Here is a 20,230-nt window from a genome sequence, read left to right on the forward strand (position 1 = left end):
GTGGTTGAGTTAGACCTTTGCGGGCACCGCGGTGGGAAGGGCGAGTTTGGCGAGCGCGTCGACCAAGGGAGCCAACTCCGGGAACTCTGCGGCCTTCTGCAGGGCGTCGGTCAGTACTTCGTTGTGCGTGGGCTCGGCCTCGGCGAGTAGGGCGCGGCCGGCCTCGGTGACCTCGGTGTAGATGCCGCGGCGGTCCGTGGGGCAGAGGTAGCGCTCCAGCAGCTTGCGGTCTTCGAGCCGGTTCACCAGGCGAGTTGTCGCCGACTGGCTGAGCACCACGGCGTTCGACAGCTGGTTCATCCGCAGGTGGTGCTCGTCCTGCCGGGCGAGGACGTCCAGGACGGAGTACTCGCTGACCGACAGCCCGTGCTGCTTCTGCAGGGCGCGCTCCAGCTCGTCCTCGATCCGGGCGTGCAGCGCGGCCAGCGTCCGCCATCCCTGAGCGCGCGCCTCAGCAGCGTCATCTGGTAGCCCCACGGCCCCTCCTCGGCTTCTCGCTTGAACAATACCCTTGCATGAGGCAGTATGAAGCTCATGCAATAGCCCGCGTCTGCAACTATCGCGGACGCCGGTAACAGTCACAAGACTACATTCGAGGAGAAACCCCGTCATGCCTGCCGCGTTGTTGGCACTGGCCATCGGTGCCTTCGGGATCGGCACCACCGAATTCGTCATCATGGGCCTGCTGCCGGAGGTCGCCACCGACTTCGGGGTCAGCATCCCGTCGGCCGGCCTGCTGATCTCCGGTTACGCCCTCGGCGTCGTGGTCGGTGCTCCTTTGCTGACCGCGATCGGGTCCAAGATCTCCCGCAAGACCGTGCTCGTCGCACTGATGGGCGTGTTCATCGCGGGCAACCTGATCTCCGCGCTCGCCCCGACGTACGGCGTCCTGATGACCGGGCGGATCGTGGCGGCGCTGTCGCACGGCGCCTTCTTCGGCGTCGGCTCGGTCGTCGCCGCGTCGCTGGTTCCGAAGGCCAAGCAGGCCAGTGCGATCGCGCTGATGTTCACCGGCCTGACGGTGGCGAACGTCTTCGGAGTACCGGGTGGTACTGCGCTCGGTCAGCAGTTCGGCTGGCGATCCACCTTCTGGGCGGTCACCGTGCTCGGGGTGGTCGGGTTGCTCGGCATCGTGTTCCTCGTTCCCCGGCAGAGCGTGAGCGAAGGGCCCGGGCTGCGCCGCGAACTGGCAGTCTTCCGCAATCTGCAGGTCTGGCTGGCGCTGGCGATGACCGCGCTCGGGTTCGCCGGAGTGTTCGCGTCCTTCACCTACATCGCGCCGATGATGACCGAGGTGGCCGGCTTCTCGTCCGGTGCCGTCACCTGGTTGCTGGTGCTGTTCGGCGGCGGCCTGGTGGTCGGCAACCTGCTCGGCGGCAAGGCAGCCGATCGCTCGTTGATGCCCAGCCTGTACGCGATCCTGGCGTTGCTCGCCGTCGTACTGCTGGCCTTCGTCTTCTCTGCGCATGGACGAGTGTCGTCGGCACTCACGATCGCGCTGTTCGGCGCGGCCGGCTTCGCGACGGTGGCACCACTGCAGAAGCGAGTGATGGACAAGGCGGCCGGCGCACCGGCTCTCGCGTCCGCGGCGAACATCGCCGCCTTCAACCTCGGCAATGCGGTCGGCGCCTACCTCGGCGGCCTCACCATCGAGCACGGCCTCGGCTACACCGCCCCCAACTGGGTCGGCGCCGCCCTAGCCACCGCCGGCCTCACAGCAGCCATCACCTCCGGCCTCCTGGACCGCCACCGCCGCACCGCAAGCTCCCGCGAACCGGTCCTGACCACCGTCTGATTCAGCAGGTGGCGTAGAAGCGGCTGACCGCGTGGAAGGACTTCTTCGGCTCCCAGCGGTACTTCGAGGCTGGGTCCGAGGAGGTCTGCCGGATCACCTTGCAGAGACTGAACGCGGCGATGTCCTCGTCGTACCGGCGCTCCTTGCGGTGCGGCGCGTCGGGCGAGATGAACGTGTACGGCGCGGCGCCCAGGAAACCCTCCTCGGTGAAGACCTCGAGCATGGTGCGGAGGTGGTCGGCCTGCTCCTGCTCGTCGCGGTAGTAGCCAGGCTTGATCTCCGGCGGATCCTTCTCGAAGTCGACGATCTCCCAGCCCATCCCGCCCATCTCCGGTGCGCCGGTGAAGGTGCAGCAGCCGAACTCCAGGATCATGATCGGCTTGTTCCACCGCCGGAACGGTGCCAGCTCCTGGGCGTGAGCGGCCCGATCGGCGTGGTAGGAGTAGTAGTCCAGGCCGACGATGTCGAACAGCGACCAGTCGATCCGCTCCAGGTCCGCGGCGGCGCCGTACGTGATCCGTCCCGTGAAGTTGCTGCGGGCAACCTTGACCGCTGTCGCGACGTAGGTGCTGAGTTTCCGCTGCAGCTCGGCCATGTCGAACTCGCCCTTGGTCAGGTACTCGACCCGCTCGAAGAAGTTCGCCCCCGGCACGATCCCCGGCGTGAACAACATGAACTCGCAGCCGATCACCAGGATCACTTCAGGCTTGTACCGCCGGCGCAGCTTCTCAGCCTCCACCGCGGTCTGCCGCAACTGCTCCAGCGCATCCTCCTGCGGCCGATCAAACGCCCGAGGCTGCACCGAAACCGTCAACCCGATCCTGAGCGCCTCCTCAGCCGTCTCCCGCAGCCGACCGACGTCGCTGCCGTAAACACTCACCCAGTTGGCATGCAACTGCTCCCGGATCGCCCGAATCTCACCGCGCATCAAACCCCGGCTCCACCGCACCCGACTGTCATCCCCCAAGAACCCAGTCCCAACGTCATACGCCACCCCTTTGAATGCCAGCCCCTGCAAACCAGCACCCGAACCTGCCCCACCCCCACCACCGGCTCCACCCCTCAAGGCGTAGTTGCCACCAGCACCCCCCACAGAAGACCCTGCGTCTCCCACCGCGCCGGCAGCCCCTGCGCCGACCCCCGCAGCTCCCGGGACGGCTGCCGCTCCCCCCGGCGCGCCAGCGGCGGAGCTCGCCCCCGCCCCCGTCGCGTTAGCGGCGGGTGTCGTACCGGCTGCCAGCAGAGCAAGGGCGGCGGCTCGGGTTAGGAACTGGGCTCGGTTGATTTCTGTCATGGGAGCTTAGTTTTCGGCGTCGGGGCGGGGGTTTCGTCGGTCCGAGGTCTCTGGGTGGGCGACTTAAGTCGGTGACACAGGACTGCAGCGTCACCGATGTGCCCAAACAATCGCTTGCGCTACGCACCGTGTTCGGACAACTCTTCTCCGCAGACGGCCGCCCCGCCCAACCGCGGCCCGAGATGAATCTGGAGTGTGAGGCATGACCGGAAAGCTCAAGTTCCGCGCGGTACTCGCGGCGGCTGTTGTGGCCGTCGCTTCGGCCGGCGCGCTCGCGCAGGCCGAGGCCCGGACGCCCCCGCCCGGCACCAACATCGTCGGCGGCACCACCGCTGGCACCGCCCAGGTTCCGTGGATGATTGCCCTGAACAACAGCCGCTCGTCGTCCCCGGTCGGCCAGTACTGCGGCGCCACCCTGGTCAAGGCGAACAAGATCGTCACCGCCGCGCACTGCATGAACCAGTCGATGAGCACCTACACAGCGATCCAGGGCCGCGACAACCTCAACTCGACCACCGGCGGCAGGACCTCGAAGATCTCCAAGATCTGGAAGGACCCGCTGTACGGGCAGGCGGCCGGCCACGACGTCGCTGTGCTGACCCTGGCCACGCCGTTCACCGGCGTCCCGACCCTCCCGCTGGAGACCAGCCGCACCGCGGACGCCGTCGGCGCCCAGCCGACCGTCTACGGGTACGGCGAGACCGAGGGCACCGGCCCGGCGAACCGCCTGCAGAAGGTCGTCGTCCCGGTCCTCGGCGACGCGTACTGCGGAAACGTCTACGCCAGCGAAGGCTATGTCGCGAACGGCGAGATCTGCGCCGGCTACAAGGCCGGTGGCAAGGACTCCTGCCAGGGCGACTCCGGCGGCCCGCTGGTCCTCAACGGCCGCCTGTTCGGTGTCGTCTCCTGGGGTATCGGCTGCGCCGACGCCAACAACCCGGGCGTGTACGCCGAGGTCGCGTCGTACGCCTCAGCCCTGACCACCCAGATCAACAACTAGTCCGACCACCCACCGATGGCCGGTCCCCCACGGGCCCGGCCATCGGCCTGCCCGGACCGGCCCCACTCACAAACCTCCCCTCCGCAGCACCAGCCAGGCGCAGCGACGCCTGACGAGGGCTGCTCGGACGGGTTGGTGAGTGGGGGCGGCGGTCCGGGGCTTCTTGCCTGGAGCAAGTTTCCTGGGGTTCTTGCCCAGAGCAAGTTCAGGAAACTGGCTGGGCGATAACGACGGCGTTGCTCAGGTACTTCGTGCCGTCCCAGTCCTCGCAGGTGACCAGGACCAGCCGACCGGCCACGCCTTGGTCGAACAACCGAGCGGCCTGCTTGGCCAGAGCGCCCTTGCGATACACCGCGACGCCCACGACGGAGTACTTGATCGTGCCCTTGCCGGTCGTCACCGTGACCGCGTCGCCCGTCCGCAACTCCTCGAGATCGTCGAAGGCGCCGCCACCGTTGTGGACGGTGTGCCCGGTGATGATCGCCGAGCCTTTCGCCGCACCCGGGCGAGCACCGTCGGACCACCAGCCGACGAGCCGGGGGTTGGACGGCGGGATCAACGCGCCACCACGGGCGCGGATGCCGAGCACCCGGGCGGAGACACCGAGACTCGGGACGGATACGCGGACCGGCGTACCCGGCTTCGCGCGACTGGCCGGGGGCGTGGTCGTGGTAGAGGTCGTTGCCGACTGCCCCGGTTTGGTGGGGGTTCGGGCCGGCGTACGGGTGGCGGATGCCGACGGCTTGGCCGTTGGAGCCGGCTTTGGACGCCGGGAACTGCTGGGTGCCGGACTCTGCTGAGTCGGGCCACCCTGGGTGGCCGGACCCTGCTCGGCGGACGAAGGATCACCCCTGAACTGGAGGTATCCGCCGAACAGGACCAATGCGGCGCCGGCCGCCAGGATCACTGCCGTCCACTTGCGTGAACGGGAGCGAGCCTGGAGCCGGCGCTCAGCAGGAGTGTCAGGCGGCGTGGGCACCGCGACGCTTCAGGGACTTCAGCACACCTGCGGACAGCAGGATCGCACCGAAGGCCAGCAGTAGTCCGCCCCAGATGCCCTGGTTGCTACCGGAGCTCGAGGAGGTGTTCGACAGTGCCGGGCCGGACAGACCAGCGTCGACCTCGGTCGGTACGACGACCGGGGTGCTCGGCGAGGAGGTCGGCACCGTGGTCGGCGTGTCGCTCGGAGTCGGCGTGTCACCCGGAGTCGAAGGCGTGTCCGACGGCGTCGGCGTCTCAGACACAGTCGGGGTCGGAGTCGGAGTGTCAGACACCGTCGGCGTCGGCGTGGGGGTCGGCGTCGGCGTGGGGGTCGGCGTCGGCGTGGGGGTCGGCGTCGGGGTCGGCGTCGGCGTGTCAGACACCGTCGGCGTCGGCGTCGGCGTGGGAGTCGGCGTCGGGGTCGGCGTCGTCTTCTCGACGAAGCAGAAGGAGACGTGGCTCAGCCCGTAGAACTTGTCCTTGTTCACCGGGGCGTGCAGGGCCGTTCCGGCCAGCGCACCGGCCGGGCTGTAGTCGTAGAAGTTCGCGGTCGGACCACCCTTGACGATGACGCCCTGAACGGTGCCACCGAGGACGGTGAAGCTGAAGACCTCGCTGCCGGTCTGGTCACCGGGGTGAGCCGGGTCGTCGACCGCGAGCGTGCTGACCACGATCGTCGCGGTGTAGGGGCCTTCGGTCTTCGAGCCCGACTTGACCGGCTCGATCTTGAGTTCCGTCGACCCGGGAACCAGTTCCGCACAGGTCGGGTTGCCGGGCTTCTCGATCCCGTCGGCCGAGGCACCGGGCGCGAACGCCACGGTCAGGCCGCCGATGGCCAGCGCCAGTGCGCCGGCGCCGCCGAGCAGCGCGGTGCTCTTGGAGCTGATGGCCTTGAGCGCACCAGAGCGCTCCGACTTTGCTTCCTCGTTCACAGGTTCTGTTTCCCCACTTGTCATGCCGATCCAGGCGGACGGGCGATGTCATCTTCCGACACCGGAGCGATTCTCCAGGCCGGACAGGTGGGCCCCGCCCCAGTGCGGGCCGGGATCCGGCGGTGTGTCGTCGCGCGCCCTACCGGTCCGGCCGAATTGCACCAGGACCAACCCCGAAGGGACACGCCCTCGGCATTCTGGTGTGCTTGCCATAGCAGATGCAAGTCATCGGGCTGCGCCACGCCGAGCCCTTACATAACGAAACGCTTTCGGCTCCGGCGAGCGCGCTGCGTAGTCAAAACAGGGGAATCAAGCAACTGACCTGAACGTGACTACCAGATGATCGAGGCAACTAATACGCCGTATTTCGCGCTGGAACGCCGTATCAGTAGGATTCCGCGAATGGCACGCGAAGCGGATGAGAAGACAGTGCTCGGGTCGGTCTGGTTGCGGACCGAGCCGGGTGAGACCCGCGCGCCGCTCAGCCGCGACGACATCGTCGAGACCGCGATCAAGCTGCTCGACCGCGACGGGCTGGAGAAACTGTCGATGCGGCGGATGGCCGCCGAGCTCGGAACCGCTGCCACCTCGGCGCTCTACTGGCGGGTGGCGAACAAGAACGACCTGCTCGAACTCGCCGTCGACACGGTGCTGGCGGAGGCGCTGGTGCCGGCCGACGAAGGCGACTGGCGCGACCAACTGACGGTGCTGGCGCGCGCCGCGTACGCAGTACTGGCTGAGCATCCGTGGGCGGCGCAGCTGATGGCGAGTCATGCCGGGCTCGGACCGCACTACCAGGCTTATGCCGAGCGGATCCAGGCGATCCTCAGCACGGCGGGTTTCAAGGGCGTCCATCTCGACGCGGCGGTGTCGGCGGTCTTCCACTACGTCGTCGGGGCGGCGGTGACCGACGCGGCGTGGGTGGCGACCGTACGCCGGAGCGGGCTGGCCGAGCGCGAATGGGCCTCCGCGGCGGGCGATCAGCTGGGGATCGGCGCCGCCACGCTGTCGGCGTACCTCAGTCGCGAGGACCTGGCTGGTCCCGAAGCACGCTTCCAGACCGGTCTCCGCGCGATTCTCATCGGCCTCCGCCCGCGCCAGCTCTCCTGAGATTCAGCTCGGCCGGCTCAGAGGTCGGCCAGGATCGAGGCCGGGGACTCGAAGGCGTCGGCGACGAAGCGGAGGAAGCCCGCCGCGGTGCCGCCGTCGCAGACTCGATGGTCGAAGACGAGCGACAACTGGGTCAGCTTGCGGACCGCCAACTGGCCGTCGACGACCCACGGACGGTCGATGATCCGGCCGACGCCGAGGATCGCGACCTGCGGGTGGTTGATGATCGCCGCACTGCCGTCGACGCCGAAACTGCCGTAGTTGTTCAGCGTGAACGACCCACACGCCAACTCGCGCGCGGTCAGCCGTCCGTCTCGTGCTGACGCGGTCAGACGGCGGATCTCCGCGTCAAGCCCGCGGGCGGTCAGCAGGTGCGCGTCGGCAATAGCCGGTACTACGAGACCGCGCTCGGTCTGAGCAGCCAGACCGAGGTTGACGCCGTCGTACTGCACCAGCTCTTCGCGCTCGGTGTCGACGAACCCGTTGAGCTCGGGGTACTTCTTCAACCCTGCGACGACGAATCGCGCCATCAGCGCAAGCAGTCCAGGACCCGGATCGGTTGCCGTCCGCAACGACTCGCGCAACTCGAGCAGAGCGGTCGCATCCACGTCCACCCAGGTCGTCGCCTCCGGAATCTCCCGCCGGCTTCGACTCAAAGTCGCCGCCACAGCCTTCCGGAACCCACTCACCGGAACCCGCCGCAACTCCCCCAACCCGGTCCGCGCATCCACCTCGGCAGGCACCTCGTCAGCCACAGCAGGCGACGCAACAGCCGAGGCAGCCGAGCCGGCAGCAATCGCCCGCTCAACATCCCGCCGCACGATCAACCCACCCGCGCCAGACCCCTCGACCTCCCGCAGATCCACCCCCGCATCCTTGGCCATCCGCCGAACCAACGGCGAAACCACCAAAGGCACCTTCCGCGCCCGCGGCGCGGAAGCGGCGGGTGCCGGGTCGGCTGAAGCCGAAGCGCCGCGATGTGCTTCGGAGGAGCGCGCGGCCGCGCCACCGACCTGCGACTCGGCCGGCGCAGCCGGACGAGGAGCTGCCGCGGTGGAGTGCGGTGCGCCCTCGACGTTCTTCGCAGTAACCGCTGTGGGCGTTGTACTGCGGGGGCGTCGGCGCCGGCCGGATGCGGCGGATTCTGGGGTGCCGTAGCCGATGAGGACGTTGCCGGAGCCGGCTTTTTCTTCCTGGCGGTAGGTTTCGGCGGCTTGGTCGAGGGTGCCGATGGTGATGAGTGGCTTGCCGACGTCGATGGTCGTGCCTACGGGGCCGTGCAGCTCGGCGACCACGCCGGCGTACGGCGACGGGACCTCGACGATCGACTTGGCCGTCTCGAGTTCGGCGACCGGCGCGTCGACCGCGACCACGTCACCCACCTCGACCAGCCAGCGAACGATCTCCGCCTCCGTCAGCCCTTCACCGAGATCCGGCAGCAGGAACGTCCGGGTGCCGCTCATGAGTCCTCCCACTGCAGGGAGTCGACAGCGTCCAGGATCCGGTCCACGCCGGGCAGTTGGTGCCGCTCCAGCTTCGGCGGCGGGTACGGGATGTCGAACCCGGTCACCCGCCGGATCGGCGCCGCCAGCGAGTGGAAGCACCGTTCGGTGACCCGGGCAACGATCTCCGACGAGACACTCGCAAACCCGCTCGCCTCGGCCACCACGACAGCCCGACCAGTACTACGAACCGCCGCGCACACCGTCTCGTCGTCGAACGGCACCAGCGACCGCAGATCCACCACCTGCAACTGACGCCCCTCGGCAGCAGCCGCTTCGGCCGCCTCCATCGCGATCGGCACCGACGGCCCGTACGCGATCAGCGTCGCGTCCGCACCCTCTCGCCGTACGACGGCCGTCCCGATCCCCGGTCCTTCGACACTCAGGTCGACCTCTTCCTTGGCCCAGTACAGCTTCTTGGGCTCCATGAAGATCACCGGGTCGGGGAACTCGATTGCCTTGCGCAACAAGGTGTACGCGTCGGAAACGGTGGCCGGGGCAACGACCGTCAGCCCCGGCGTGTGCGCGTAGTACGACTCGGAGGAGTCGCAGTGGTGCTCGACGCCGCCGATGCCACCGGCGTACGGCATCCGGATCACCAGCGGCAGCGTGATCTTGCCGCGGGTCCGGTTTCGCATCTTCGCCACGTGGCTGACCACCTGCTCGAACGCCGGGTAGCCGAACGCGTCGAACTGCATCTCGACGACCGGCCGCATCCCGTTCATCGCCAGCCCGACCGCCATCCCGACGATGCCGGACTCGGCCAACGGGGTGTCGAAGCAACGATCCTCGCCGAACTCGGCGGTCAGCCCGTCGGTGATCCGGAAGACCCCGCCGAGCGCGCCGACGTCCTCGCCGAACATCAGCACCGTGTCGTCGGCCCGCATCGCGTCCCGCAGCGCCTGGTTCAGCGCCTGGGCCATGGAGAGCTTTTCGTGCGCCATGGTCAGGCCTCCTCTCGCGACAGCTCGTCCTGCAGGAACGCGGCTTGCTCCCGCAACTGCGGCGTCGGCGTCGTGTACAGATGCGCGAACAGCTCCGCCGGATCGGTCGACGGCTCCTGCATCAGCCCCACCCGCAACTCCTCGGCGACCTTTTCGGCAGCAGCCGCCGCCTCACCTCGCCGTACGTCGTCAAGCAGTCCTTCGGCCGTCAGGTAGGCATCCAGTCGCTTCAGCGGGTCGCGTTCCAGCCAAGGAGCGACCTCCGCGTCGTTGCGGTAGCGAGTCGCGTCGTCGGCGTTGGTGTGCGCCTGGACGCGATACGTGTGCGCCTCGACGAGCTGCGGCCCTTCCCCAGCGCGCGCCTTGTCAACAGCGGAGCCCAGTACTGCGAGCAGTCCGGCCAGATCGTTGCCGTCGACCCGCTCCCCCGGTACGCCGTACCCGATGCCCTTGTGCGCAAGGGAGGGCGCGACGGTCTGCCGAGCGAGCGGCACGGAGATCGCGTACTCGTTGTTCTGGATGAAGAACACCACCGGCGCCTTGAACACGGCCGCGAAGTTCAGCGCCTCGTGGAAGTCACCCTCGCTGGTCGCCCCGTCGCCGCAGAGCGCCATCACGACGGTGTCCTCACCCTTGAGCCGCGCGGCGTGCGCGACCCCGACGGCGTGGATCAGTTGCGTCGCCAAGGGCGTCGCCTGAGGCGCCACGTTGCGGTCGTACGGGTCGTAGCCGGAGTGCCAGTCGCCGCGCAGCAGCGTCAGCGTCTCGATCGGGTCGACACCGCGGCTGACGATCGACACGGTGTCCCGGTACGTCGGGAACAGCCAGTCCTGCTCGCCGAGCACCATCGTGGCGGCCACCTGGCACGCCTCCTGGCCGTGCGACGACGGGTAGACGGCGAGCCGGCCCTGCCGGACGAGCGCGCTGGCCTGGTCGTTGATCCTGCGGCCCACGACCAACTGTGCGTAGCCGTCGACCAGGGCTTCCGGCGACGGCATCCCGTACTGCGGGTTGTCGTGCCGCGTGCCGTTCTGGTCGACCAGCTGAACTGGCTCAGCGGAGGGGAGCAAACGCTCCTCGACGAACCTCATCGACGTCCTCGCTTCGCTCCGGGCGCCGATGAGGCACGAGGCAGGCTCTGCTTGATGATGAACTCGCTTCGCTCGTTCATGAAAACCCTCCTGCGCAGGGAAGACGTACGGATGTCTCATCGTCATACTTCTGGCCATTCGGATCCATAGCTGGGAGAATCCTGGGACGTTCGGTTACATCCGACCATCCTGAGGAGCAGAATGTCCGAGGACGTAGCGGTCGGCACGGCCGAACCTGGACAGATGGCCGCCGCCCCAGCGCTCGACGAGCTCGACCGGCAGATCGTGGCCGCGCTCAGCCGCGACGGCAGGCTCTCCATCCGGGCTCTGGCCGACCAGGTGCACATCTCCCGAGCGAACGCCTACGCCCGGGTCGAACGCCTCACCACGACCGGCGTGATCACGGGTTTCACCGCTACCGTCGATCCGCTGAAACTCGGGCTGGCGACCTCGGCGTACGTCACCCTGAGTCTCCGCCAGAGCTCCTGGCGAACCCTGCGCGAACAACTCCAGGCGATCCCCGAGGTCAAGCACATGGCCCTGGTCGGCGGCGACTTCGACGCCATCCTCCTGGTCCGCGCCGCCGACAACGAAGGTCTCCGCCGAGTCGTCCTGGAAAAGCTCCAAGCCATCCCCGAAGTCCTCGCCACCAGAACAGCCCTCATCTTCGAAGACCTCGGCACGCTTTAAGGCTTACTCTCGAAAGATGGGGCGGCGTCGGTGGGTGGTTTTGGGTGGGGCTGCCGTCTGGGTGGCGGTGGTGGGGGCCGCGTGTGAGCCGGGGACCTCTGAGGCTGCTGTGGGGATGTCTGTCGATGGGGCGGGGAATCCGGTCATCGTGTTGCAGAACTGCCGGGCCGACATCACTCAGCTGGTGCTCTACGACAAGACCAAGCCGTCGGTGCGGGTTTCCTACGAGAACGAGCAGCCGGTCCAGGAGGTCGTCGAGATTCCGTTGCTGACCGGTACGGACGGGTGGCGGCCGGACGGGACCGTGCCGAAGCCGCACGCGGGTGGCAAGTTCGTGGTCGAGGCCTGGAGCGACGGCCGGAAGTGGCTGGGGCGGGGTACCGAGTTCACCCTTGCCGACCTCAAGACCCTCAAACCGGGGCAGGTCCGGCACGACTGGCTCCGCCGCGACGAGGTCCCGTCGTACGGCGCGTCGCCCGCCACCCCGCAGTACAGAATCACCTCGCTCGAGGACTTCATCACCGACGACTGCCCCTGAGCACGCCCTACGCTCTGACGCATGAGCCGGGGGAAACTGGTGTGGGTCGGGGTGGTCGCCTGTACTGCGGCCATGCTGACCGCGTGCAGCCCGACCGAGTCCGGCGTCATCGGGGTGACCGTGGACGAGGCCGGCAAGGTCATCGTCGTGCTCCAGGACTGCAAGGGCGATATCGACAAACTGAAGTTGCTGGACCACGTGCAGACCGAGACGACCGCCGATGACGTGGTGCTGGCCGAGTGGTCCAACCCGCGCTCCCCGAAGGGCATCGTGCAGTTCCCGCTGGTCGAGGGCGCCAAGGGCTGGAAGTCGCAGGCGCCGGTACCGGAGCTCGATCCCACCCATCGCTACTCCCTGAAGGGCCGGAAGAAGGACGGCTCGTCGAACGCGGCGGCCATCGCGTTCACCCCGACGATGCTGAACGACCTCCAGCCGGGCCAGATCCTGATCACGAAGGTGTTGCCGCGGGCCAACTCCACGGAGACCGTCAGCCTTGACGAGTTCACCCCCGAGGACTGCGGCTGATGAGCTGGCGGAAGGTCGCGTGGGTGAGCGTCATCGGCTGTCTGGTGATGTCCCTGGCCGGCTGCGGGCCGCGGCGATCACCCGCTTCGGTGGGCGTGACGGTGGACGACGCCGGCAAGCCTGTCCTCGTACTGCGGGACTGCGACGCCCACATCACGAGAATCAAGGTCTCGCACCGACCGCCCAACCTGCCCACCACGGTCGTGCCGCCGTCCGTCGAGTACAACAACGCCGACCCGGCCAAGGGTGTCGTCCAGTTCTCGTTGCTGACCGGCGGCAGCGGCTGGCAACTGTCAGGGGAGCTCCCGCAGGCAACAGGTGCGTACTCCGTGCAACTCTGGGGCGACAACTGGGCGGCCAGAGGAACCGAGTTCACCTTCTCCGACCTCAAGTTGCTGGAGCCCGGTCTGGTCAGGCATCAGGCTGCTACGGCCGGTACTGCGGTCGGGCCGGGGCCGGACGACAAGATCTCCACGGTCGAGGAGTTCTCCACACCCGCTTGCGACTGAGGCTCAGGCGCCGCGGCGGCGGTGGCGGTCGGCGTACGAGCGGAGGGCGCGGAGGAAGTCGACCTCGCGGAAGGCCGGCCAGTACGCCTCGCAGAAGTAGAGCTCGGAGTACGCGCTCTGCCAGAGCAGGAAGTTCGACATCCGCTGCTCGCCGCTGGTCCGGATGATCAGGTCGGGGTCCGGCTGGCCGACGTTGTAGAGGTGCTTGGTGATGTCGTCGGCCGAGAGCGTCTCGGCCAGGCCTCTGAGATCGTTGCCCGCCTCCGCCTCCGACTCCATCAGCGAGCGGACCGCCTCGACGACTTCCTGCCGTCCGCCGTACCCGATCGCGAGGGTGATGTGGTTGCCGGTGGTGCAGTCCTTGGTCGCGTCGACCGCGTTCTTCAGGGCGTGCGCCGTGCTGTCCGGGAGCAGGTCGAGCAGGCCGGCGATGTGTACCTGCCAGCGGCCGCCGGGTTGCGCGAGCCGGCCCGCGACGATCTCCTCGACGACCTCCATCAGGTACGCGACCTCGGCGTCGTCGCGCTTGGCGAGGTTCTCCGTGGAGCACAGGAAGACGGTGACGTGCGGTACGCCGGCGGTCTCGCACCAGCCGAGCAGGTTCTCGATGTGCTCGGCTCCGCGGCGGTGGCCGACGCTCGGGTTGCTGTGCCCCTTGCCGCGCGCCCACCGCCGGTTCCCGTCCGTCACCACCCCGATGTGCTCGGGCAGTTCCCGGCCGGCGAGCTGAGACCGAAGGCGGCGGACGTACAACGCATACAGCGGACCGAGAGCGGGCATGCGGAGTAACCTACTCGTCTCAGGGCGTAACAAGAAAGCCCTTCGCCCACCGTACGAAACGCCACCTGCCCCCTCAGCAAACCCCGTTGCAGTCCAGCGATCCAGCCGATGTCTACTCGGTTTCCCCAAGATGGCCGTTGTCCTCCAGCAACAGGGGCCGGCCTCCTCGCTCCGGGCGGCGGTTGGCTGGCCGGAGAGCCGTCAGGCCTCCTCACCGGCCGGGGAGCTGTCAGGCTTCTTCGGTCCAGTTGGCGGTGGGTTGGCCGGGGATGTGAGTGCCGAAGGTCCATTCGTAGCCTTCTGGGTCGGCGACGCGGCAGCGGTAGTTGCCCCACTCGGTGTTGTCCGGTGCCCACACGGTCTCGGCGCCGTGCTTGGTCGCGCTGGCGTACACCTCGTCCACCTCGGCCTGCGAGCCGAGCGCGAGGTACAGCCCGTGCCCGACGCTGTCACCCTTGCGCGGCAGCTTCTCGTAGCCCTCTTCGTCGGTGAAGAGAGTGATGGCCGCATCTCCACGCCGCAGCTCGGCGTGCATGATCCCGCCCTTGTCGTCGGGGTACTGCATGGTCGTCTCGAACCCGAACGCGTCCTCCAGCCATCGCAACGCGGCGACCGCGTCCCGGTATCCGAAGTACGCGTGCAAGCTGGCAGCTCTGTTCTCCGTCATGCGCAGCACCCTGCCGGGAGTAGCGGCCAGCTGGCGGCCGCTACTCGAACTCCTAGGTCGGCCCGTTCGCGCTGCAGGCCGGCGGAATAGGGTTGGGAGACCCTCGACCCCTGGGAGTTGCGATGTCACGTCCCACCGTTCTGCTGCCCGGTCCGATGAACGAGACGGTGCTGGCCGGGACCGCGGAACACTTCGACGTGATCCGGCTGTGGGAGTCGGACGACCCGGACGCAGTACTGGCCGAGCGGGCCCAGGACATCACCGCGGTCGCGACTGGCGGTACTGCGATCGACGGCGCGTTCCTCGACCGGTTGCCCGCGGTGCGGCTGGTCGCGAGCTTCGGCGTCGGCTACGACAAGATCGACGCGCAAGCGGCCGCCGAGCGGGGGGTCATCGTCACCAACACTCCCGGCGTACTGGACGACGAGGTCGCCGACACGGCTCTCGGGCTCCTGCTGATGACGGCTCGTGAACTGTCCCGCGCCGAGCGCTACCTGCGGGCCGCGTCGTGGACCGAGGGCGCCTACCCGTTGACGAAGGCAACGCTGAACGGCCGCACGATGGGCATCCTCGGCCTCGGCCGGATCGGCGAGGCGATCGCCCAGCGGGCGGAGGCGTTCGGCATCTCCATCGCCTACCACAACCGCCATCGCAAAGACGTTGCCTACCGCTACTATCCGACGCTTTCCGAGCTGGCGGCCGCCGTCGACATCCTGATGATCGTGGTTCCGGGCGGCGACGAGACCCGGCACCTGGTCGACGCCGAGATCCTGAAAGCACTCGGTCCCGACGGCATCCTCATCAACGTCGCCCGCGGCACCGTCGTCGACGAGGAGGCACTGGTCGAAGCCCTCCGCTCGGGAACGATCCTGAGCGCCGGCCTCGACGTGTTCGAGAACGAACCCGAAGTCCACCCGGGCCTGCTCGAGCTGGACAACGCAGTCCTCCTCCCCCACGTCGGCTCCGCCACCATCCCCACCCGCAACGCCATGGGCCAACTAGTAGTCGACAACCTCACCCACTACTTCACCCACGGCAAACCCCTGACCCCAGTCAAAGAATCCGAACCCCTCGTCCAAAACCCCTGAAGCACGCATACTCAGCCAGTGCACACCGACAACTGCGCGACCTGCGGACGCTCCGTCGGCGCGCACAACCGCCACCTCCGCTTCCAGCTCCCGACCCCGCTGGTCGAGCTCCCCGACTGGGAACAACTGCCGGGCCTCTGGATGAGCCACGACACTCCCACCGAGTCGGTGATGCTGCAGGCTGACGGCTACGGCGCGTTCGTCCGGGCTCTGCTGCCGATCCACTTGAAGGGTGACCACACGCTGACGTACGGCGTCTGGATCGGCGTCCACCCCGCACAGCTGCAGGAAGCCTTCGCCGTCTGGTGGGGCGACAACCCCGCCTACCTCGACCTACGCCTCGACGGCAGACTCGCCAACCGGATCGACCCGTGGGACCTCCTGGGCAGCCCGGTGGTCGCGGCTGTGCGCAGCGCGGAGGAGACGCCGTACTGCGTGTCTTCCGAGGACCCGGTCCTCGCCCGGGTCCTCACCCACACTTGGCCCCACGACGAGGTTCTTCCTTAGCCCGTACTCCGGACCGCCGCGGGCAGCGCGGCTCTGGCGCCGGACCCGCGGGCCCGGCGGACGCAGTACCGGCTGGGATCAGCTCTGGGGTTGGGTGATGTTGATCATCCAGGAGACGCCGAACTGGTCGGTGACCATGCCGAACTCGTCGCCCCACATCTGTTTCTCCAGCGGCATCGTCACCGTGCCGGCATCGGCCAGCTTGGCGAAGGTCTCGCGGAGGGACTCGTCGTCGCCGCTCAGGCTGACCGCGATGTTGGTGCCGGACTGGAACTCACTGTCGCTCGGCGTGTCCGAGCCCATCAGCGTGTAGCCCTGTGGCGTCTCGAGCATCGCGTGCATGATCTTGTCGCTGTCCTCGGTGTCCGGCGCGCCGAACTCGCCGAACGTGTTCACAGCCAGTTCCCCACCGAACACCTGCTGGTAGAACTCGAACGCCTGCCGTGCGTTCCCGTCGAAACCGATGTACGGGTTGAGCCTCGATGCCATCACTTGCTCCTCTCCCCATCTACCCCTGATGCTTCGCACCCTAGACCCGCCCCCGGACACTTTCGAGCCCTCACCACCCCTGCAAATTCAGCGGCGCCAAGGCAACCATCCGTTCTAGATTGACCGGCATGATCCTGAGGCACGTAACCCTGGACTGCGCCCACCCGTACGAGCTCGCCACCTTCTGGAGCAAGGTCACCGGCTGGCCGGTCTCCGCCGAGGACGAGCCCGGCGACACCGAAGTACTGGTGGAGGCGCCGGCTCCGGTGCCCGGTCTGCTCTTCATCGCCGTCCCCGAAGGCAAGACGGTCAAGAACCGCATCCACTTCGACCTGCAACCGACCGAACGCACCCGTGACGAGGAACTCCCGCGCCTCCTCGCGCTGGGTGCCACCGTGCACGAGGACCATCGCAAACCGAACGGCCGCGGCTGGGTCACGCTCCAGGATCCCGAAGGCAACGAGTTCTGTCTGGAGATGAGCCCAGCCGAGGTCTGACCGATCGGGTTACGCGACGCGGTACACCGAGCCGCCGGTGGTGATGCCGAAGGAGACTTTCTTGCCACCGACAACGAGGTCGACGACGTACGTCGTACCGGACCAGCGACCCTTGTACTGCACGGATCCGGTGGCGTGGACGGGTGCGACGACGGACAGGATCGACGCGCTGTAACCCGATCGCGCGAACAAGAGCGTGGGTGCTGAGTTCCGGCGGAAGATGGTCGGGTAGTGCCAGCCCTGGATCGGGCTGGTCTGCGCCTGCTTCAGCAGGATCGCGCCCCGCGGCAGCACCTGCCGGAACGGGATCTGGAAGAGGATCGTCCGGCTGGTGTCGCCGGTCTTCATCCCGATCGCCGTGGTGCGCGAGTACACCGTTGCCTTCTGGTCCGACGGCAGGTGCCACAGCGTCTGGAACTGCTGCGCCTTCGTGGAGCTCCCACTGTCGAGGGTGACGAGCAGATCGGGATCCTTGAGCACCAGTACTGCGCGCTTACGGCTGATCCCCGCTCCCGGCGCATCCGCGAACTCGTAGAACTCCGAGGTCGGGTAGACCCCCGACCTGAGCAGCCTGGTGACCGGATAGGTCTCGGCGGCCAACGGAGTCGTCATCGCACTGGCGGCGAACTGTCCCTTCGCCCACGTCCGCCAGGCGTCGTTCTGATAGCCCGCGTGACCGCCGTTGATCAGGATGTCGCGACCGCGAGACGTGTAGGTGATGGCCGTGTGGTCACTGTGACCGTGCACGGCCCGCGCTGCGCCGTACCGGATGCTGTACGTCGACTCCTGCGCGAAGGGTCGCGTCTGACCCCACCCGGTACGGCCGAAGACGTAGCCGGCGGAGTACGCGGCGACGCGGCTCGGCGGGGCGATCCCGTTGACACCGCGCGAGCCCGCGTATTCGAGCGGCGTGCCGGCGACCGGAGTGGTGGCGACGACCTCGGAGTCACCGATCTGGTGCAGCTTGCCGAGCGAGTTCGTGGCCAGGCTGAGCCACTTGGCGAGCAGGGCCCGCCGGGTGGTGATCGTCGTACCGGGGTCGGCTCCACACTGCTGCAGTACGGCGGCAGCGCGTCCCCAGAGCGCGTAGTTGAACTGTGCGTAGGCGGTCGACTGCTCGTTGGTCGAACCCTGCGCGTCGATCGAGGTGGTGATCCCGGCGGCCAGCCGGTTCTGCGCGGTGGTCTTGTAGGCGGACCGATTCAGAGTGCACCCGATACCAAAGAGTGCGATGCTCTCGTCCGTGCCATGGTTCCAGGCGCCGCTCCAGTACGCGGTCAAGAACGCCCCATGATTGACCAGCGCGGCGTCGATCCAGCTGTACTGCGCCGGCAACTGACTCACGGCGAGTCCGGAGAGTACCGCCTGGCGCAGGCAGATCAGCACGTTCGCCCGGTGCTTCGTGGACTCGTCCGCACCGATGTCGGCCTTCCACGAGTACGGGTTGTCGGCCACCCAGTCCTTGGTGATCGCGGCGACCCGGGTCATCGCGGCCGTGTTGCCCTGCCCGGCCGCCATGATTCCTTGCCCTAGCCAACGAAGCGAGTGGAACCACATGTACCAGCTGGGATTCTTGTACGGGTTGAGCCGCCAGTTGATGTTCCCGCTGCCGTTGCCGACCTTGTACGCCGCGTACGGCCCCCAGGCGAAGAGATCGTTCTGGAGCATCGCCACCGTGGTCGCGTCGTCCACCGTGCTGAAACCGGGACACGTATAAGTCCCGGCAGCCGTCGCACTGCCCGCCAACGTCCGGGGAGCAGCGCTCTGCACATCAGTCGCGGCAGCCTTGGTCGCCGGTACTACGTTGCTCTTGGCCGGGTCGAACTGTGCGAACCCCGGCTCAGGCAGATCCGGCAACACAGTGATCCCCGGACCCGGTGGCGCCGCAACCGCCCCCGGCGGTCCGGCCACCAGTCCCCCCATCGCGAGTGCGAACCCCACCGCCGCACTCGTCCATCCCCGACTCTTCACGATCTCCCCCCTCGTTTGCTCCTCCCCCTACACGGAGCACGATGAGGAAACTCAGGAGAAAGTTGCGCAGGGCATTTTTTCGTCCGGTGCGACGCGAGCTTTCCGGGCCCGGAGTACGAAGGGCACGGCCAGGAGTTGGATGCCGGCGCTGATCAGGTACGCCGTGCCGTAACTCCATGCGTCAGCCGCTCGGCCCAGCGTCGGCTGGATGGCCGCACCACCCACCGAAGCGAGCAAGTTGTCCGACGAGAGCACCGTCGCTCGCTGCGCCGAGGGGATCAGCCTGTTGAGCAGCGCCTGCCGGACCGGTACGGCGGTCGAGAACATGATGGCCCAGGCGGCCAGCAGGATCATGGCCAGCCAGAAGTTCGTCACCAGGCCGATCAGCAACAACATGACCGCTGTGACAGTCGCGGTGAGGAGCAATACCGACGTACCGTGCCGGAACGCTTTGCTCACGGCCGTTGCGGACAGGCCGCCGACGATCTGGGCCACGGCGACGAGCGAGGCGGAGATCCCTGCAATTGCGTACGAATCGGTGTTGCCGTAGAGCTCCAGCAGGTACGGCTGCGTCGCGTAGAAGCCGTAGATGCTGACGCCCATGGTGATAGGTGCCGAGAGCATCAACCAGCGAACCGGCGGGTTGCGCAGCCCGTGGTCGAGTGAGGCCCGCAAGATGGCGCGCATCTCCCCCACGACCGAGACTCGCGGCTTCGGCGCGAACCCGATGTCGTGCATCGCCCGCCACGCCACCACGAAGGTCAGGACCAGCAAGCCGGCCCGGACCAGGTACGGCGTACCGAGGTTGGTCAGTTGAGCCAGTACTCCGCCGGCGACCGTGCCGCCGACCATCGCGATACCGCTCGCGACCTGCCCTTTGGCAAAGGCCGATTCCAGCGAGCCTTCGTACCCGCTTGCTGCCAGCCCGTCGACCAGCCACGCCTCGGTGGCGCCGCTGAAGAAGGTGAACCCGAGCCCGAGCAGCGCGGAGGCCAGTGCCCAGGGCAAGAACCCCGCCTCGAGATGCCAGAGCAGCACGTAGAGCAGCGTCGACACGGTCAGCGTCGCCGCCCCCAGCAGGTACGACGCCCGCCGGCCGACGGTGTCGGCGATGACACCGGTCGGTACCTCGAACAGCACCTGTCCCACGGTGAAGAACGCGTTGGCCGCGAACGCCTGGGTCACGCTCAGCCCGGCGTCCAGCAGGAACAACGTGTTGATCCCCCAGATCATCGACGAGGCACCCGTCGCGACGACCATGAGCGTCAAGTAGGTCCGCAGCAGACGATCCGCTGTCGTACGCATCGGAGTCCCCTTCCG

At 67.8% G+C, this 20,230-nt stretch carries 22 protein-coding genes; 10 read left to right on the forward strand and 12 right to left on the reverse strand.

What is annotated here, in order from left to right; all coding sequences use genetic code 11:
* Nucleotides 1-9: 9 nt before the first annotated feature.
* Nucleotides 10-477, reverse strand: a complete 468-nt coding sequence (locus tag AB0F51_RS14705; protein ID WP_360279397.1) for a MarR family transcriptional regulator — start codon at nucleotides 475-477, stop codon at nucleotides 10-12.
* A gap of 133 nt (nucleotides 478-610) precedes the next feature.
* Between AB0F51_RS14705 and AB0F51_RS14710 the strand changes: the two genes are divergently transcribed.
* Nucleotides 611-1,795, forward strand: coding sequence for an MFS transporter (locus AB0F51_RS14710; protein WP_360279400.1), 1,185 nt, complete (start codon nucleotides 611-613; stop codon nucleotides 1,793-1,795).
* Nucleotide 1,796: 1 nt separating this feature from the next.
* On the opposite strand, the gene AB0F51_RS14715 is transcribed toward AB0F51_RS14710, so the two are convergent.
* A complete protein-coding gene (locus tag AB0F51_RS14715; protein ID WP_360279402.1) occupies nucleotides 1,797-2,723 on the reverse strand; it encodes a hypothetical protein in 927 nt (308 codons plus the stop codon).
* Nucleotides 2,724-3,291: 568 nt separating this feature from the next.
* Between AB0F51_RS14715 and AB0F51_RS14720 the strand changes: the two genes are divergently transcribed.
* The gene (locus AB0F51_RS14720) at nucleotides 3,292-4,089 is read left to right on the forward strand and encodes a serine protease (protein WP_360279405.1); all 798 of its coding nucleotides are present in this window, start codon (nucleotides 3,292-3,294) and stop codon (nucleotides 4,087-4,089) included.
* A 205-nt stretch (nucleotides 4,090-4,294) separates the two neighbouring features.
* Here the strand turns inward: AB0F51_RS14720 and AB0F51_RS14725 are convergent, their stop codons facing one another.
* Both AB0F51_RS14725 and AB0F51_RS14730 read right to left on the reverse strand, forming a co-directional pair.
* Nucleotides 4,295-4,996 (reverse strand): sortase, encoded by a 702-nt coding sequence (locus AB0F51_RS14725; protein WP_360279408.1) that lies wholly within the window; start codon nucleotides 4,994-4,996, stop codon nucleotides 4,295-4,297.
* A 55-nt stretch (nucleotides 4,997-5,051) separates the two neighbouring features.
* Nucleotides 5,052-6,002 (reverse strand): hypothetical protein, encoded by a 951-nt coding sequence (locus AB0F51_RS14730; protein ID WP_360279411.1) that lies wholly within the window; start codon nucleotides 6,000-6,002, stop codon nucleotides 5,052-5,054.
* Nucleotides 6,003-6,404: 402 nt separating this feature from the next.
* Here AB0F51_RS14730 and AB0F51_RS14735 point away from each other — a divergent pair, with 402 nt between their 5' ends.
* Entirely contained in the window at nucleotides 6,405-7,112 is a 708-nt protein-coding gene (locus AB0F51_RS14735; protein ID WP_360279414.1) for a TetR/AcrR family transcriptional regulator C-terminal domain-containing protein, read from the forward strand.
* 17 nt (nucleotides 7,113-7,129) lie between these two features.
* Here AB0F51_RS14735 and AB0F51_RS14740 read toward each other — a convergent pair whose 3' ends face one another.
* The 3 genes from AB0F51_RS14740 to AB0F51_RS14750 are packed head-to-tail and all read right to left on the reverse strand — an operon-like array spanning nucleotide 7,130 to nucleotide 10,649.
* Nucleotides 7,130-8,575: a dihydrolipoamide acetyltransferase family protein gene (locus AB0F51_RS14740; protein WP_360279417.1), complete on the reverse strand. Its 1,446-nt coding sequence runs from the start codon at nucleotides 8,573-8,575 to the stop codon at nucleotides 7,130-7,132.
* The gene (locus AB0F51_RS14745) at nucleotides 8,572-9,558 is read right to left on the reverse strand and encodes an alpha-ketoacid dehydrogenase subunit beta (protein WP_360279419.1); all 987 of its coding nucleotides are present in this window, start codon (nucleotides 9,556-9,558) and stop codon (nucleotides 8,572-8,574) included. The genes AB0F51_RS14740 and AB0F51_RS14745 overlap by 4 nt, the downstream gene beginning before the upstream one ends.
* 2 nt (nucleotides 9,559-9,560) lie before the next feature.
* On the reverse strand, nucleotides 9,561-10,649 hold the full coding sequence (locus AB0F51_RS14750; protein WP_360279422.1) for a thiamine pyrophosphate-dependent enzyme: 1,089 nt from the start codon (nucleotides 10,647-10,649) through the stop codon (nucleotides 9,561-9,563).
* A gap of 201 nt (nucleotides 10,650-10,850) precedes the next feature.
* Here AB0F51_RS14750 and AB0F51_RS14755 point away from each other — a divergent pair, with 201 nt between their 5' ends.
* The 4 genes from AB0F51_RS14755 to AB0F51_RS14770 all read left to right on the forward strand — a co-directional run bounded on the left by AB0F51_RS14755 (nucleotide 10,851) and on the right by AB0F51_RS14770 (nucleotide 12,911).
* Nucleotides 10,851-11,339, forward strand: coding sequence for an Lrp/AsnC family transcriptional regulator (locus AB0F51_RS14755; RefSeq protein WP_360279425.1), 489 nt, complete (start codon nucleotides 10,851-10,853; stop codon nucleotides 11,337-11,339).
* A 115-nt stretch (nucleotides 11,340-11,454) separates the two neighbouring features.
* Entirely contained in the window at nucleotides 11,455-11,877 is a 423-nt protein-coding gene (locus tag AB0F51_RS14760; RefSeq protein WP_360279428.1) for a hypothetical protein, read from the forward strand.
* Between the two features lie 21 nt (nucleotides 11,878-11,898).
* On the forward strand, nucleotides 11,899-12,402 hold the full coding sequence (locus tag AB0F51_RS14765) for a hypothetical protein (protein WP_360279431.1): 504 nt from the start codon (nucleotides 11,899-11,901) through the stop codon (nucleotides 12,400-12,402).
* Entirely contained in the window at nucleotides 12,402-12,911 is a 510-nt protein-coding gene (locus AB0F51_RS14770; RefSeq protein WP_360279434.1) for a hypothetical protein, read from the forward strand. The genes AB0F51_RS14765 and AB0F51_RS14770 overlap by 1 nt, the downstream gene beginning before the upstream one ends.
* A 3-nt stretch (nucleotides 12,912-12,914) precedes the next feature.
* Here AB0F51_RS14770 and uppS read toward each other — a convergent pair whose 3' ends face one another.
* Both uppS and AB0F51_RS14780 read right to left on the reverse strand, forming a co-directional pair.
* Nucleotides 12,915-13,691, reverse strand: a complete 777-nt coding sequence (gene uppS, locus AB0F51_RS14775; protein ID WP_360279437.1) for a polyprenyl diphosphate synthase — start codon at nucleotides 13,689-13,691, stop codon at nucleotides 12,915-12,917.
* Nucleotides 13,692-13,920: 229 nt separating this feature from the next.
* Nucleotides 13,921-14,358, reverse strand: a complete 438-nt coding sequence (locus tag AB0F51_RS14780; RefSeq protein ID WP_360279440.1) for a VOC family protein — start codon at nucleotides 14,356-14,358, stop codon at nucleotides 13,921-13,923.
* A gap of 122 nt (nucleotides 14,359-14,480) precedes the next feature.
* Here AB0F51_RS14780 and AB0F51_RS14785 point away from each other — a divergent pair, with 122 nt between their 5' ends.
* Together AB0F51_RS14785 and AB0F51_RS14790 are read left to right on the forward strand one after the other, a co-directional pair.
* Complete coding sequence (locus tag AB0F51_RS14785; protein ID WP_360279443.1) at nucleotides 14,481-15,446, forward strand: 2-hydroxyacid dehydrogenase; 966 nt, start codon at nucleotides 14,481-14,483, stop codon at nucleotides 15,444-15,446.
* 18 nt (nucleotides 15,447-15,464) lie between these two features.
* Nucleotides 15,465-15,953 carry a DUF2199 domain-containing protein gene (locus tag AB0F51_RS14790; protein ID WP_360279445.1) on the forward strand — a complete coding sequence of 163 codons (489 nt, stop codon included), beginning with the start codon at nucleotides 15,465-15,467 and terminating at the stop codon, nucleotides 15,951-15,953.
* Between the two features lie 78 nt (nucleotides 15,954-16,031).
* Here AB0F51_RS14790 and AB0F51_RS14795 read toward each other — a convergent pair whose 3' ends face one another.
* Nucleotides 16,032-16,442, reverse strand: coding sequence for a VOC family protein (locus AB0F51_RS14795; RefSeq protein WP_360279448.1), 411 nt, complete (start codon nucleotides 16,440-16,442; stop codon nucleotides 16,032-16,034).
* A 128-nt stretch (nucleotides 16,443-16,570) separates the two neighbouring features.
* Between AB0F51_RS14795 and AB0F51_RS14800 the strand changes: the two genes are divergently transcribed.
* On the forward strand, nucleotides 16,571-16,939 hold the full coding sequence (locus tag AB0F51_RS14800) for a VOC family protein (RefSeq protein WP_360279451.1): 369 nt from the start codon (nucleotides 16,571-16,573) through the stop codon (nucleotides 16,937-16,939).
* 9 nt (nucleotides 16,940-16,948) lie between these two features.
* Here AB0F51_RS14800 and AB0F51_RS14805 read toward each other — a convergent pair whose 3' ends face one another.
* A complete protein-coding gene (locus AB0F51_RS14805) occupies nucleotides 16,949-18,910 on the reverse strand; it encodes a heparinase II/III family protein (RefSeq protein WP_360279454.1) in 1,962 nt (653 codons plus the stop codon).
* Nucleotides 18,911-18,961: 51 nt separating this feature from the next.
* Nucleotides 18,962-20,215, reverse strand: coding sequence for an MFS transporter (locus AB0F51_RS14810; RefSeq protein ID WP_360279457.1), 1,254 nt, complete (start codon nucleotides 20,213-20,215; stop codon nucleotides 18,962-18,964).
* Nucleotides 20,216-20,230: the final 15 nt, after the last annotated feature.

The sequence above is a fragment of the Kribbella sp. NPDC023855 genome (assembly GCF_040639475.1).
GTDB lineage: Bacteria > Actinomycetota > Actinomycetes > Propionibacteriales > Kribbellaceae > Kribbella.

Bases quoted from the DNA above. Each gene is read 5' to 3' on its own strand.
- AB0F51_RS14800 (WP_360279451.1), top strand. From the start codon at position 16,571: ATGATCCTGAGGCACGTAACCCTGGACTGCGCCCACCCGTACGAGCTC.
- AB0F51_RS14795 (WP_360279448.1), bottom strand. From the start codon at position 16,442: ATGGCATCGAGGCTCAACCCGTACATCGGTTTCGACGGGAACGCACGG.
- AB0F51_RS14735 (WP_360279414.1), top strand. From the start codon at position 6,405: ATGGCACGCGAAGCGGATGAGAAGACAGTGCTCGGGTCGGTCTGGTTG.
- AB0F51_RS14750 (WP_360279422.1), bottom strand. From the start codon at position 10,649: ATGAGGTTCGTCGAGGAGCGTTTGCTCCCCTCCGCTGAGCCAGTTCAG.
- AB0F51_RS14765 (WP_360279431.1), top strand. From the start codon at position 11,899: ATGAGCCGGGGGAAACTGGTGTGGGTCGGGGTGGTCGCCTGTACTGCG.
- AB0F51_RS14760 (WP_360279428.1), top strand. From the start codon at position 11,455: ATGTCTGTCGATGGGGCGGGGAATCCGGTCATCGTGTTGCAGAACTGC.
- AB0F51_RS14715 (WP_360279402.1), bottom strand. From the start codon at position 2,723: ATGCGCGGTGAGATTCGGGCGATCCGGGAGCAGTTGCATGCCAACTGG.
- AB0F51_RS14780 (WP_360279440.1), bottom strand. From the start codon at position 14,358: ATGACGGAGAACAGAGCTGCCAGCTTGCACGCGTACTTCGGATACCGG.
- AB0F51_RS14720 (WP_360279405.1), top strand. From the start codon at position 3,292: ATGACCGGAAAGCTCAAGTTCCGCGCGGTACTCGCGGCGGCTGTTGTG.
- AB0F51_RS14785 (WP_360279443.1), top strand. From the start codon at position 14,481: ATGTCACGTCCCACCGTTCTGCTGCCCGGTCCGATGAACGAGACGGTG.
- AB0F51_RS14710 (WP_360279400.1), top strand. From the start codon at position 611: ATGCCTGCCGCGTTGTTGGCACTGGCCATCGGTGCCTTCGGGATCGGC.
- uppS (WP_360279437.1), bottom strand. From the start codon at position 13,691: ATGCCCGCTCTCGGTCCGCTGTATGCGTTGTACGTCCGCCGCCTTCGG.
- AB0F51_RS14755 (WP_360279425.1), top strand. From the start codon at position 10,851: ATGTCCGAGGACGTAGCGGTCGGCACGGCCGAACCTGGACAGATGGCC.
- AB0F51_RS14810 (WP_360279457.1), bottom strand. From the start codon at position 20,215: ATGCGTACGACAGCGGATCGTCTGCTGCGGACCTACTTGACGCTCATG.
- AB0F51_RS14745 (WP_360279419.1), bottom strand. From the start codon at position 9,558: ATGGCGCACGAAAAGCTCTCCATGGCCCAGGCGCTGAACCAGGCGCTG.
- AB0F51_RS14770 (WP_360279434.1), top strand. From the start codon at position 12,402: ATGAGCTGGCGGAAGGTCGCGTGGGTGAGCGTCATCGGCTGTCTGGTG.
- AB0F51_RS14740 (WP_360279417.1), bottom strand. From the start codon at position 8,575: ATGAGCGGCACCCGGACGTTCCTGCTGCCGGATCTCGGTGAAGGGCTG.